Here is a 14,760-nt window from a genome sequence, read left to right on the forward strand (position 1 = left end):
ATGATATTACAAAGATACCCTATGGATTTCAAGATGCATCGCGGCGGCAAGGGAGCGAATCCCCGGGAGCATAGATAACTATGTGACCGGGGTGAGTGAGTGCAGCCAACAAAGAGGCAACTTGAAAGATGACGGGTAGATATCTATGAATCCAAATATTCATAAATTATTTTAGTATGTTAATATCCTGTGGCAATGATTCTTACGATTCTATGAAATATTTCACTCTCAGTTTTCTCTATATCTGTTATTTTCAAAGAGAATATTAATATGGTTTCAGAGATAAATCTGTTAAATAGGATTATCATTACTATTGAAGCTAATAATGCACAGGTAGCTAAAAAAGTCTTACATGGTTCCCTACTTAAACAATCCAGTATAAATAAATTAATCAATTCCTATTTTAACCAATATATCATTAATCAAAATATCTATTTTGAGGTACTCACCCTGAATCTTGGAGAAATAAGATTAGATGATTTTAATTCATTGTTTCCTATTCGGCTTAATGCTACATTAAGTCAAGCATTAAACCAATATCAGGTAAATAATCAGGCTGATATTGAGAAATTTATCCATTACTTACAGCAACAAAATTCCATATCAAACCCAATAGCAGGAGCGAAGAATAGTGAAATTACTGATGTAAACATTAAAGAATTAATTAACCAATTATCTCATATACAAAATAACTGGACACTTTTATTAGCAAAAAGCTGTTTATCTGAGCACAGTCTGAAAAACATTCTGGCTATCAGAGAACCTGCTTTATTAACTGCCATTAATAGAAAATTATCGGAGAACACAGTCACACCGCAACATCAGGAGGAACCAGTTTCCTCCTGGCAATTAATACTGAATGCTCTGAAATATATACAACAGCATAATACACAAGAAATACCTGAACCCGATGAGAAAATTATCTCACGTATCACGGCTGAATTTAATAACGGCACGATTAATATAGCATCTGTTATTGCGCTATTTCGTCAGGCTATAACCTGCCACACTCCATTAAATGACTGGTTAATACAACTCTGGCAAACAGCACCAGTTTCACAATACTGTAAAAAACATCTATTACTTGAAGAGTATCAATATCTGTCGAAATACGATATTACAATAGGAGAAAATAACCATAACCAGCCTAGAAATGACAACACACAACTCCCTGAACCAATTTTATTACCTGAACAACCGATAAACAATGCTGGAATATTAGTTTTATGGCCGATATTACCTGCGCTGTTTAATCAACTTAGTCTACTTGAAAAACAGAAGTTTATCCATCGTCAAGCTCAATTCAGTGCTGTTATTATCCTTGATTATCTCATTTGGGGAACTGAAAAAGCACCGATAGAACGTAAAGGGTTAAACTCTATTTTATGTGGGCTAATGGCTGACGAAAATATCGAATCAATATCCATTGAACCAGAGAAACAGTTAATAATAGATCAATGGTTGGACACAGTTATCAGCCAACTTCCTGCCTGGAAAAAATTAAGTCACAATGATGTTCGCCAATTGTTTTTACAACGACCGGGTGAATTACGAATAGATGAACAAGAAATCAATATCACGGTACAACATCAACCGTTTGATGCACTATTATCTGACTGGCCCTGGCCATTAAATATCGCCAAACTGCCCTGGCTGGATCGTCCTTTATTAATCAACTGGCAAACTATTTAAAAGGTTTATATGAACTTCCCTCTGACAAATAACCACTGTATGGCAGCAGAATTGCATTGGATTTATCCTCATCTGGAGCGTATTGATCTACTATTACAACGCTACTATTACCAAAAGGGAAATTGGTACGATTCCTTACCGGAGAGCTTTTTACTGACCGAAGATGAAATAGAGCAACGTTTGATAAAACCATTAGGCATGCCTCACTGGTTAAAAAAGTATGATATTATTGATCATGGGGAAATAGAGAATAAAGCTATTACCGGTACATTATCATTGTTGATTGAGCGTTTTGAACTGACTGAATTTGAACGCGATATCTTGCTATTAGGTTTATTACCCCATTTTGACAGTCGTTATCATGCACTATTTGCTTTTCTGCACGGTAACAGTAAAAAACAGTGGCCCAGTTTTGCTTTAGCAATTGAATTATTTAGCCAACGCCAAAGTGATTGGCAATTACTGCAAAATAGCTTTCTGCCTCAAACACCATTAATCAATCATCATCTGTTACAACTGAATAATGACGAGGACCCCATTTGGCTGCAAACGCAATTTCTAACACACAGTTCCGTCTGGCATTTTTTATCCGGCCAACGGGTTATTTTACCTCCCCTGATAGCTTGTGCTTATTGGCATTCTTCCGTCTCACAGACTTGGTATCCGCAAACCCTTTATCATTCACTTAAAAAGATATTGTTAAATGAGATAGATGAAGTACGCCCACTGGTGATCCTCAAAGGAAAACAAGACAGCGCCCAAGAATTAGCGGTCAGTAACATTATGGCACTTCATGATATCAGTACCTTAATTCTCGATTTAGCCCATCTACCGGACGAAGAGAATATCAATACTAAACCTGACCTGTTAACAGACGTAATACGGGAAGCCCGGCTACACGATGCCTGCTTATTAATCCGTAATTTTTCTTTACTTGCAGGGGAAAAGAAAATATATCAAAGCGAATTATCCACCCTGCTAAATCAACCCAAATTACGTGTAGTTTGTCTGGTAGAACCGGGAGATTCATTTGTATGGATTCAACATCTGCCAATGGTACAAATTGAGATGCCTATAGCCACGCCGGCAGAGAAAAAAGCGATACTGACAGAAAATCTGCCAAATAATGCTGATCGGGAAATTAATCTTACTCAGTTATGCCAACGTTTTTCATTTACACCGGAAACATTACCGTTAATTATTAAAGAAGCCTGCCAATATCAAATACTCCGGCAACCGGAAGATCAATTGAAGGAGATCGATTTGCGTAAGGCATTAAATTTCCGCGCCCAACAAAATTTCGGTAAATTAGCCCAACGAATAACACCCAGACGCAGTTTTAATGATTTGGTGATTTCAGAGGGATTAACTCAACAACTGAAAGAAATCATTGCCGCCATTAATTACCGAAACCAAATATTAAACGCAGGTTTTCAGGAGAAAATAGGTTATGGTACCGGTATTAGCGCCCTATTTTATGGTGAATCAGGGACCGGAAAGACGATGGCCGCAGAAGTGATTGCCGGACATCTTGGCGTTGATCTGATTAAAGTCGATCTCTCTACCGTGGTGAACAAATACATCGGTGAAACGGAAAAAAATATCTCTCGAATCTTCGATCTGGCCGAAGCCGATTCCGGCGTGCTGTTTTTCGATGAAGCCGATGCCTTATTTGGCAAACGCAGTGAAACCAAAGATTCTCAAGACAGACATGCTAATATTGAAGTTTCTTACCTATTACAGCGATTAGAAAATTATCCGGGATTGGTAATTTTAGCCACTAATAATCGTAGTCATTTAGATAGCGCTTTTAACCGCCGCTTTACCTTTATTACCCATTTTACTTATCCCGATGAAATATTACGTAAACAAATGTGGCAGGCAATTTGGCCTAAACAACTACATTTATCAGACGAACTTAATTTTGACCATTTGTCTAAACAGACAGATCTGACAGGTGCAAATATCCGTAACATTGCTTTATTATCATCAATATTAGCCGAAAATGATAATAGTGAAAAAATTGACAATAAACACATAGAACGGGCAATTATTCTCGAATTGAATAAAACTGGCCGATTATTTTTTTAAACATTTAATAAGATTGGAGTCGATATGACAAACATAATTGATCCTAATAATGCGATTGTTGAAGTTAATACCGCGTTGCATGAAATTTTATCTCAACATCTAAACACCTCTAGTCAAATAATTGATATCCGTTTTGATCTACCGGAAATTAACTCAACTCCTGCTAAACCTACCGTCAGTGTATTTCTTTATGATATACATGAAGATCTACAATTACGTTCTGCGGAGCCAAGGAGTTATAATCCTACCACCAGCTCATTATTGTCTGGGTGGGTAAATATTAATTATAACTATTTAATTACTTACTGGCATTCAAACCAACCATCAGGAGACGGTTCCAATCCTGACAGCCAGCCCAATAATCAAGCTGCACGCGTCATGACAGCTATTTTAAATGCACTGGTTAACAACCGACAATTACCTAAAATTCCTGGCGCATATACCAGAGTCATTCCACCACAAGAAAATCTAAATAGCCTGGGTAATTTTTGGCAAGCGCTCGGCAATCGTCCTCGTCTTTCTTTATTATATTCAATTACCGCACCAGTGAAACTGCAAAATATTAAAGAGGTCATAAAACCAATCAGCCAAATTTCCACTTCTATGGATCAGAAGTCAAATCTGGATAATTCGCAAATAAACCAAGCCTTATTTAGCAAATTGTGTGCCGATTTAGGTGGCACAGATGATGTTCACTATGCCCTTGCAAAAGTGAATCTGACAACCAAACCCGCTAAGGAAAATAATGAAAACCAGAATAATCAAAACGTAATTCTTGAAGTTTCTGGTATTATTCGTTCAGGTTATTCATCCAAAATAAAAAACGTTATCTCAACATGGAAAAACCGTCAGGGTGCCGTGATTCAGATAAAAGGCATAGGCATTATAATTGTTGAAGAGAAGGCTGATAGATTAATTGAAATTTAGCATTGTCATTTAATCAATCATATATCTATAGCGGAATATAATATCATTAAAATAATGACTACAAATAAACAAAAAAATACCTTACAATCGTCTCTCTAATAGGAGAATAATCTATGTTCGAGTTTGAGAATCTTGCTGCATTAAAGAATTCCTCATCACGAAAACAAAAACAAGTTCGTGACGAAGGTGAACTAAAAATTGCCGGCCGTGAATATCATATTGATGTAGATCTACAAAAGGTTCTGCGTACGGATCCAAAAAAGAACCACTTCGCCCGTTTCTTTGAAGGGGTAAATAAACTTTTCTTACATGGCAGTAGCGCTTCAAGGGCCAAAGAAGCGACGAAAACTCTCTTTTCTACAGAAGAGGCGCAACAACAGCGTCTACAGAGTACAAATTCGGTCAATCATGCTCGTATGTTGTTTAAGGATAACAGTTTGCAAACACCAGAACAGGTACTAGAGCGATTAAGAACAGTAGATATACATAAAACGACGAAAGTAGCGTCGGATGAACATTCTCTTCTGCTACAGCGGGCTATGTCAGAATCGCTACAAAATACAGAGACCGGTAAAAAATTACAGGATCTGATGGGGTGCCAGGCAACAGCTCAATTGACCAACAAATTAGTTGCCCCTGAACAGTCTTTCGTCAACTTTGAACAATTGCGTAAGCAACCTTCGGCAGCTAATGCTATCGCTAATCTTGAGCCAGTTTTGATGATGGAAGAGAAAAACTTACTGGCAGCCCAACGTCATCAGGAAGCTATAAAAGGCAAAGATCTTAGCCAGGGCATTTACGCGGAAACCCTTCCTGAAACGTTTTATAACCCTAGTAAGTTAACTGATAATGTTGACCGCGCTGCTGCCTGGATCCTTAAGGCATCCACTTCGGGCGGTAATGAGTGGAGTAACTTCACCGCGCTACTCAAGGAGTATACTCATAATGGGAAGGATCTCGCTGATAGCCAAGTCCTTAAGGAACTTCATCATAGATTAGTTCCAAACATAGAGCGTGATTATCGTGGTCCTGCAATCAGCGGGGGAAGCCTTCCTTCTAGTATAGGCGGTGCCGCAATGCTGGAGCGTCATTTAGAAACATTAGATAAGGAAGATCCCCAGATTGGTAAACAACTCTTTGCCGCTGTCGTCGGTTTTCACGGTTTCACCGATGGTAATGGTAGGATGGGACGTCTTCTCTACGCACTTACCGAACTGAGGGCGAACCGGTTCTCCCCTCTTTCTGTCAAGACAGAAAATGCTTTGCACGGAATCCACTGAAAAAAAGACTATATTTTACCCTGAGTAAATAGATAGCTAGATTCGACTATAAGTGCCATTTTTCAGAATGGGCAACAGTTGCTACGGTAGGAATGAGGAAAAAACCAAGCAATACAAGATCCCGCACTGATAGTTAATAAAAATAAATAGGCTAAACTAAGCCTTAAAAAATATGTTTTTTGAAATATCAGAAATAACATTAAATAATTGAAAGATATAAACACTTATTCCAACAACTGCAAAGATGATAAAACAAGATTTTAGTAATTATAAATCAGAATAATTAACAGAGAATTAACCTAAAGGTGATAATATGGAACATGAATATAATGAGAAAGAAAAACAGAGAAAGCCGGAAATCAAATTGAATGATGCTGTTGAAAATAATGAGAAAAATATGGATGTTACTAGCCAATTGGAATTGGGTCCTAAAATATTCCATTATAATCAAGAAAATGGCGATCTGTTTTATGGACTTGCTGCTAAAAGAGGACGCTATATAAGAAGCGCTAATCCTGATTTTGATTCACAAAATCCTAATAGTATTCCGATGATTATAGATGTTTATAATAATAGTATTTCAAAGAATATTTGGAATAGGCATTCAGGAAAAAAACCAGAAGATAATAGTAAAAAGTTAGAAAAATTATTCGATAATCCAAAAAAATATTCCAGAAACATTAAAGTGTCAAATAAATTACAACAGGATGTAATTTCAGATGAAAGAGGATGGTATCCTCTATGGGAGTATTACTTTAATACCGGAAAGAAAAATCCTAAATTTAATCTTTCTAAGATATATGAAAAAACAGCCAGTAAGTATGATTCTGACTATTATCACTCATGGGCTCTTGCCGCATTAGCACCTAAATTACTTTGGAAAAGAGGCAGCAAATTAGGCATAGAAATGGCCGCCAGAAATGGAAAAACAAAGATACATTTTGTTCTTGATGGTCTGAATATCGAACAAGTCGTTAATAAAACAAAAGGTTCTACTCCTTTGGAAGCCGGTCCTGGCGAATCAATTACAGCTTCTGAATTACGTTACGCTTATCGAAATAGAGAAAGGCTCGGAGAAAGAATTCATTTTTACAAGGATGATAAAGAGACAATTGCACCGTGGGATGAAGATCCAGAGCTATGGCAAAATTATGTCCCTAAGAGTAATAAAAGAAACATAGCTACTCAAGGAAATGGTGAAAGAATATCTAGATTAAATACATTCTTCGGGAGAATATTTTCTCCTTTAAAGGGAAGAGAATGATTATATTTTCCGAGATCTATATATGATAATCGCAATTATTTATCAAAAATAGACTCCAATTATTAATATATTGTTAATCTATAAATAATATATCTGGAACACACAACGCTCACCTAAATAAATAGCAACACTGTTCTCCAAATTCCACTTTCATCTCTCTTTAGGACAACCATCAAATCAAGGAGCATAAATAAAATGACATCCACCTTCGACCCGGCCATATATGCCGGTACGCCTACAGTCAATGTATTGGACAATCGAGGATTGACCGTGCGAGAGATTGCTTTCCACCGTGCCCAAAAGGGCGGCGATACCGATATACTCATTACCCGCCATCAATATGATTTACACGGAAATCTGGCTCAAAGCATCGACCCTCGTTTATATGACTTGATGCAAACAAATAGTACCGTACAACCCAATTTCGACTGGCAGTATGACCTGACAGGCACAGTACTGAGTACAATCAGCGCCGATGCCGGGTGCACGGTGACACTAAGAGATATTGAAGCTCGTCCGGTTTTGAACATAAATGCAACAAGTACGGTGCAAACCTGGCAATATGAAGATCGCTCATTGCCTGGCCACTTGCTATCAATCAAAAAAAATTGATCGACTAGTTATCAGCCCTCCTGAATGGACTAAAAGGCGGTAAAAAAGAACAAGTTTCCATTAATCAAACATAAAAATAGTCTTTTATAAAAAAATCTCTGGCAAATATTGTCAGGGATTTTTTTAATTTCAATGATCAAAAAATAACATTATAGCTCCGAAGTAGTTTGATTTATGACCGATATCAGACAAATAATTCTAGATCGATATATTGACTTTTACGCATCAATAAGTTTTTTCTATAAAAAAATAGCAATTATTGCATACAAAAATAACATAATATAAAACAAGGGTATTTTTTACTAAAAAAATGTGGACACAGTTATATATTCTAAAATAAAGCGTAAATTCTATACCATTGGACTTAAAATCCACATTATGATGGATACCCCTACACCAAAGAGATAACTAACTATGTCAACAAATACAACATATCGTGTTGCCGCCGTTCAGGCTGCACCTATTTTCCTTGATCTTGAAGCTACCGTTGCAAAAACTATCACGTTAATTGAATTAGCAGCTAATAATGGTGCTAAGTTGATTGCTTTCCCTGAAACTTGGATACCGGGCTATCCGTGGTTCCTCTGGCTGGATTCCCCTCTCTGGGGCATGCAATTTCTCAAGCAGTATCACAACAATTCATTAATTATCGGTAGTCATCAATACCAACGTATTGAACAGGCCGCCGCCGATAATAATATTATGGTGGTGCTTGGTTTCAGCGAGAAAGATAAAGGCACTCTTTATATATCCCAATCCATCATTGATCAGACCGGCAAAACATTATTAGCAAGGAGAAAATTAAAACCTACTCATGTAGAAAGAACACTTTTTGGTGAAAGTGATGGCAGTGGCCTGAGCGTTGTTGAGACGCCCCTTGGTAAAGTTGGCGCCCTAAACTGCTGGGAACATATCCAACCTCTATCAAAATACGCGATGTTTGCCCAAGATGAACAAATCCATATCGGTGCCTGGCCCAGTTTTTCTGTCTATAAAGGACATGTTCATGGCCTGTCCGGTGAAATGAATACGGCAGTAAGCAGCGTATATGCATTAGAAGGTCAATGTTTCTTCATTGGCGCTTGCGCTCTGGTTTCCCAAGAAATGATCGATATGATGTGCCAAACTGAAAAACACAAATCTCTGCTTGAAATAGGCGGAGGTTATGCCTGTATATACGGTCCGGACGGCAAGCAACTTGCCAAGCCATTACCCCAAAATGAAGAAGGGTTACTGTATGCAGATATCGATCTAAGTGCGATTACCTTAGCAAAAGCGGTTGCAGACCCCGTTGGACACTATTCTCGACCTGATGTCACCTGCCTTCTTTTAGATAAAACCCGACGTCAACCAGTTATCATGAAGCAAGACTATTGCTGTGATAGCGAAGTCTGTATTGAAAAAGAGAGTATTTGTGAGCCATTAGAAAAAGCGTCTACAGCGAATAATATCTATGCCAAATAATAACGGATAAAATCAGTTTATTTTAAATTTTACAGCCGTGATTTAACTACGTTATTTCTCCAATTACACGGCTGCATTCCAATCAATCCAAAATATTTAATTAGCATCACCCCCTCACAGTAATAACATTTCTCTTTCCATTTTTTTACAAATATGTACTATTCCTACTATTCACTATTCACTATTCACTACAGAGTAACTTTAATAAACATCCCGTATTAGCTACAGAAGCCTTTCAACCCACCTATCAATGGATATATTGGTTTATATTTGACCATATTATAAAAAACTATAAATAAATATTTATATATAGTTATACTAATTAATAATTTTATGATGTTATTAATTGATATTTGATATTAACCAAGATCAACTATAATCACCCTGCCTTACGATTGTGACCTTAAAATCAAAAAATAATATTTTTATATGAGCAATCATTTCTATAAATCAGATGGATACGGTAGCTATATAGCTAAATAAATAATAAATTTAATCAACTTGGAGGATTATATGTCACATTTTGAATATGATGTCGAAAATAAAAACGATGCCTATCAATCAAAAGAAAATAAATATACCGTGGTCAATGGAGAGTATTTTAAATATAATACGAAAAATGATAAAAATAGTGATAATATTTTTACTTACCTATTAAAAGGCAATCAAGACTATCCAACTTGGATAACCTCTGATATTAAAAAAGTGAGTCTATATATCATAGAAAATTTATTTTCTTATAATAAATACTCAACTAAATTACAACAAAATTTAAAACAAGCTGTGAACGCCGTTTTCAATGAATATTCCGAAATAAAATACTCTGAGTTACTGCATAACATTAACAATATATTCAACCTTTTTTTCATAAAAAATTATGATAGTTTTGATATCGATACAGCAATCAATATTTTAATATCAAAAATAGAAATTCATGAAAAATTATCAAGCATAAATAAAAATAAAGTCAATTCAGATCAAACTAAAGCCGATATATGGCAGGAACTGGGTATCAATGCGGAAGAACCTTTACTAAAAATATATCGTCAGGCATTCTCTACCGGAAAAATCGATGATGAGGTCTATTCAGATGCATTGCTAACTTTTATGTCAGATGGCAATGTAACGTTAAGTGATAAAGAAAAATCAGATTATAACCAACGAATCAAAGATAAAGAAGATCTTTTCAAATCCTATAAAAAAGGCATTGAAAAGGTGAATAGTTTAATTTCTGCTAATAATATTAATCCAGGCATTCCGATTATTCATCCAGAAACAAACCAAAGTATCAGCATTGGAGATGACATATTATTAGCTCTACTAGCCAAAGAAGAGGTAGCATTAAAAAAACAACATCGTACCGAGTATAGTCAGAAAGATATTTTTGAACTACAAACTCTACAAGCTGCTAAGTATCATTTATTAGTCTTATCTTCATTAGGTGCCCTATTATATCAGATTGCCCCTAAAATCGGAAAAATGACTCAAGGTCATGGTGATTATCGCGATATCATTTTTGCCCAAGATCAGGCTGAATTATTATTTAAAAAACATAACATTCACTATGATACTGATCATGTTCTTTCTCAAGAATCAAAACATATTGAAATGGAAGGCTGTATTATTTTAACAGCCGCAATCATTTATCGAATGAGAAAAGAGAATTCCAATGAGGAACAAGCATTTAAGTATTCTACATTAGAAACAATAAAATCATTTGAAAATGACAAGCAAAAACTTAATCCTTTCAATAAAAGCAACGTAAAGCCAGCAGGATATTTTTCTTTTATTGATTTCAAAAAGAGAGATAAATTTGATTCACAATATAATTTTAATGAGCAATTTAATGTTTATAAAAACAAATACAGTCATTATGAATCCATTTCACTCAGTAAGTTAATACTTTCATCTCCGGCTGCGCAATTAACTGCCGAAGAGATTGTTAATCCACCAGAAGAAGCCTTTCTCTATTCAGTCGAACACGGCATGGGAAATGTCGCCATGATAAAAATGTATCAGGGTAATTGGTTGGTTGTCTCAACAATACAAGGAGGAGTGAAAGCAAGAAAATATTCCCAACAACAAGTTGATAGCCAGCCCACCTTACGTGCTATGTCTAGACCCAATGCACTATTTTTAATTGAGCAAAAAATAGAGATAGGCATGGGGATATTAATGGCAAATAGAATGGTTCGTACAGGAAAAAGACTTTTCCCAATTGGCTATGAACGGGCCAAAACCTTGAGTGGTTTCTCAGAAACAAACAGATATAAATATTCTTACGACGCATTTTGGAATGATTATTATGGTATAACTTCAGGAATGAATGTCGGAATTAGCTTCACAGGTTCACCTAAATTTAATTTTCATAAAGAAGAGAACTTACTTTCTGTTACCACAACGATAATACAGCAAGGCTTAAACGATATTGCAATAAAAAGTAAACAGGCCCTGGATATTACCTCTGGTTGGCATATCGCGGCAACCATTCTTATTCCTTTCTATAATGTTATCTATAAAGCAACAACCGATAGTGAATATAAATTAACTGGAGAGGATATTGGCTCCATTGTCTTTGATACAGCAAATGTGCTGTTAGTTGTTGCTACCCTAGGTATGTCATTGACTGAATCAATGGCTGCAAAAGTCACACAGACCACATTGCGCCTCAGACAAGCCGGTCTAACCGGAAGAGCTTTAATTACAGCGGTTATCAGAACATTACCAGAGCATGGCGTAATCACTTTACGTCAATCTTCTCGCATTCTGCTCGGCGGATTAATTGATTTAATCGAACCTTTACCGATTAGATCAACACTGACCTTAACTTACCGAGGAGTTGTAAGCGCAGTAGGTATGATAAAAAATAGCATTAAACTTGAGAAAAGTTTCGCCGATATTTTTAGCAAAAGCACCAGAGGGATTGGTAAACTTAAAAATGAATGGAAAGTCAGCAATATTTCACTCGATGAAATGGTCCCTCATGCAAATGAGGGAATATATAAAGGGATCTATTCAATACGCCCTGCTAATGTGGAAACAGCAATTAAACAGAACTACTATATAAAGGAATCTGGTGCTGATTATCAAGTCAAATGGGATGAAGCAAACCACACCTGGCGCGTAGCCAACCCGGCTTATCCAGAACAATTTAGTTACTGGCCTGCGGTGAAATTAGATAAAAATGGCCATTGGATTACTCATACCGATGTATCTAATAAATTTCTTATCCTGGAGCAGAGTAAAAAAATAGATCAGGAACTTGAAGCAGCACGCAGTAATATTAATAATGATAAAATATTGGATGCATTTATTCATATCAATACTGCATTCAAAGATCATGAAAAGTATGATATCGATAAACTATCAGATATTACTGACACATTAACCCATTTCTTGGAGAAATCCCTAAAACTTGGAAATAAACAAGCCCTACTCAACACAGAGATAGTGAATATCCAACAAGCCTGGATACGTGAAGTCACCTTACCATTACAAAACAATCCATTACCAAAAAACCTCAGTATTTCGGCTGAAAAAATTAATGCCATCAAAACCGAACTGCCTTATCTATTGAGAGAAATCTATCCTGTTGGAAATCAATTACCTAATGCATCAGCAATCAATAAAATTGCCCTAGCCATTGAAGAAATACCTAGCACACCGATGCCAAAATACTCTTCGGGTAATATCCAAAAAACTATACAATACACATCCATAGAGAGTAACCGTGTAGATATTCCTCCTGTCGGGATCACAATAACAGGTAATGATCTATTTATTAATCAAGTCACTCACGTACTAGATGAAATAAGTGAAATCCCTTCCGGAAATATCGTTATTCAGGAGCTTGAAAAACAAGGTTTAAATATACAACCACCGACGATGGATGCCATTGTACGCGAAAAAGATGGTCAATTTTATGCCCGTAATAGCGCCGGTAGCAGTATTACCTTTGACCCAGAGAATCACCTAATTGGCACAGAAGAAAAACTTGTCGAGGAGCCCTGGCGTTCCCGTGAACCTGCTATCGCTTTATATCATGAGATGCTACATATCTATTATAATCGTTACCCAACATGGTTTACCTCTATCGATAATAAAATAATTGATCAAAAAGTTAGTGGCGGTTTTTCTTTGCTGGAAGAATCACGCATTGTGGGAACAAAATATTACTCCAATGATAAAAATACGTTATTTGATTTCAGTAATTCTGGCTATTTATTAGAAAACAATTCTGCCTTATTGACTGAAAATAGATTCAGAGCAGAATATGCCATATTCAAAGGTGAAAGCGAGTATGTTATTCAACCTTATTATGGTAAAGGTGATAGTCAAATCCCATTAACAAGTACTAGAATAAGCACAAATGAATCACACCGTAATGTCATGGGTGTGGGAAGTGGAAAACCTGAAAAAATGCCCGGTGAATCAGCTACTGATTACCGTAATAGAGTGAAGGAATGGCGAAAAGAGAATAAAAAACCAGGGATGGATATAGATATTGGATTAGCTGATATTAGAAAAAGAAAAGCAAAATTCAAAATTGAGATTTTAAAAAAAGAATATCCTCAACTTGAACCACAAAAAATTGAGCTTGGCGGTGCATTCGAATTATGGACAGTACCTAATGAACCGGCGAATAGATTAATGCTGAGTTCACATGGATATTTTTTCTCTGATAGTGCAACGACGCAAGTCCCCGCGGGAAAAACGATTCAATTTCTTGGTCCTCACGGTCAAACCTTATTGGAAGCACCGGAAAGTCCATTGAATTCTCCCTTTGATGTTACATTGGGTAATAGCGGCTTGACTGTACAACCTTATGCAACAATTAAAGCAGGCAACATAGCAAGTCTGGCTAATGTAAGAATAGGTGATAAAACGTTTACCGTGAACGATATTCAGAATATGACTACCAATGATATTGAAAATTATCTGCTAGCCACTGGAGTAGAAGCCAATACAGTTAATCATGGCAAGGTAAGAAATTACGGTATCAAATATTATGAGAAAATGCCTGATGAGGAAGTGAAGGCGGCAGTATGGAAAAATAGAACAGACAGTACGAATATCAATAAATATGACACACTATTAGTCAGCCCGGAAGCGGGGAATCGTAAAAAATTGTCCGATATTTTTACGCTGCTGAAAACCGACGAAAGGATGGCAAAATATGATGAAATAACCTTTGTTGCCTGTCGTGAAGAATTAAACAGAATAAATATGAAATCAGTACATGATACCGGTCTTGGCGGTGGTTATGAACCCAAACTACAACCAACGGTGATTCTTTCACGTTCTAAACGATCGGCGACTCTCACGCCGGATGGAGCAATTATTTATTCTATTATTGCGGTAAATCTACATCATAATCTCATAACAGAAAAAATTATCGGCATAGCACCTTTCTTATTGATAGATAATTAA

General features: G+C 36.3%; 9 protein-coding genes. 8 read left to right on the forward strand and 1 reads right to left on the reverse strand.

What is annotated here, in order from left to right; genetic code table 11:
* Positions 1 to 28 precede the first annotated feature (28 nt).
* The gene (locus CKY02_RS26105) at positions 29 to 163 is read right to left on the reverse strand and encodes a hypothetical protein (protein ID WP_275658191.1); all 135 of its coding nucleotides are present in this window, start codon (positions 161 to 163) and stop codon (positions 29 to 31) included.
* Between the two features lie 107 nt (positions 164 to 270).
* Here CKY02_RS26105 and CKY02_RS00605 point away from each other — a divergent pair, with 107 nt between their 5' ends.
* From CKY02_RS00605 to CKY02_RS00640, 8 genes are all read left to right on the forward strand, one after another.
* Positions 271 to 1,692 (forward strand): contractile injection system tape measure protein, encoded by a 1,422-nt coding sequence (locus CKY02_RS00605; protein WP_112893832.1) that lies wholly within the window; start codon positions 271 to 273, stop codon positions 1,690 to 1,692.
* Positions 1,693 to 1,701: 9 nt separating this feature from the next.
* Entirely contained in the window at positions 1,702 to 3,783 is a 2,082-nt protein-coding gene (locus tag CKY02_RS00610) for an ATP-binding protein (RefSeq protein ID WP_112893833.1), read from the forward strand.
* 24 nt (positions 3,784 to 3,807) lie between these two features.
* A complete protein-coding gene (locus CKY02_RS00615) occupies positions 3,808 to 4,710 on the forward strand; it encodes a Pvc16 family protein (protein WP_112893834.1) in 903 nt (300 codons plus the stop codon).
* A gap of 113 nt (positions 4,711 to 4,823) precedes the next feature.
* Positions 4,824 to 5,990, forward strand: coding sequence for a VopS family T3SS effector adenosine monophosphate-protein transferase (locus tag CKY02_RS00620; protein WP_112893835.1), 1,167 nt, complete (start codon positions 4,824 to 4,826; stop codon positions 5,988 to 5,990).
* Positions 5,991 to 6,303: 313 nt separating this feature from the next.
* Entirely contained in the window at positions 6,304 to 7,254 is a 951-nt protein-coding gene (locus CKY02_RS00625) for a hypothetical protein (protein WP_112893836.1), read from the forward strand.
* 195 nt (positions 7,255 to 7,449) lie between these two features.
* Complete coding sequence (locus CKY02_RS00630; protein ID WP_193493023.1) at positions 7,450 to 7,866, forward strand: hypothetical protein; 417 nt, start codon at positions 7,450 to 7,452, stop codon at positions 7,864 to 7,866.
* Between the two features lie 414 nt (positions 7,867 to 8,280).
* The gene (locus CKY02_RS00635; protein WP_112893837.1) at positions 8,281 to 9,330 is read left to right on the forward strand and encodes a carbon-nitrogen hydrolase family protein; all 1,050 of its coding nucleotides are present in this window, start codon (positions 8,281 to 8,283) and stop codon (positions 9,328 to 9,330) included.
* A 513-nt stretch (positions 9,331 to 9,843) separates the two neighbouring features.
* Positions 9,844 to 14,760, forward strand: a complete 4,917-nt coding sequence (locus tag CKY02_RS00640; protein ID WP_112893838.1) for a putative adhesin — start codon at positions 9,844 to 9,846, stop codon at positions 14,758 to 14,760.

Origin of the sequence: Photorhabdus bodei, from assembly GCF_003287735.1 — a bacterium.
GTDB classification, from domain to species: domain Bacteria; phylum Pseudomonadota; class Gammaproteobacteria; order Enterobacterales; family Enterobacteriaceae; genus Photorhabdus; species Photorhabdus kayaii.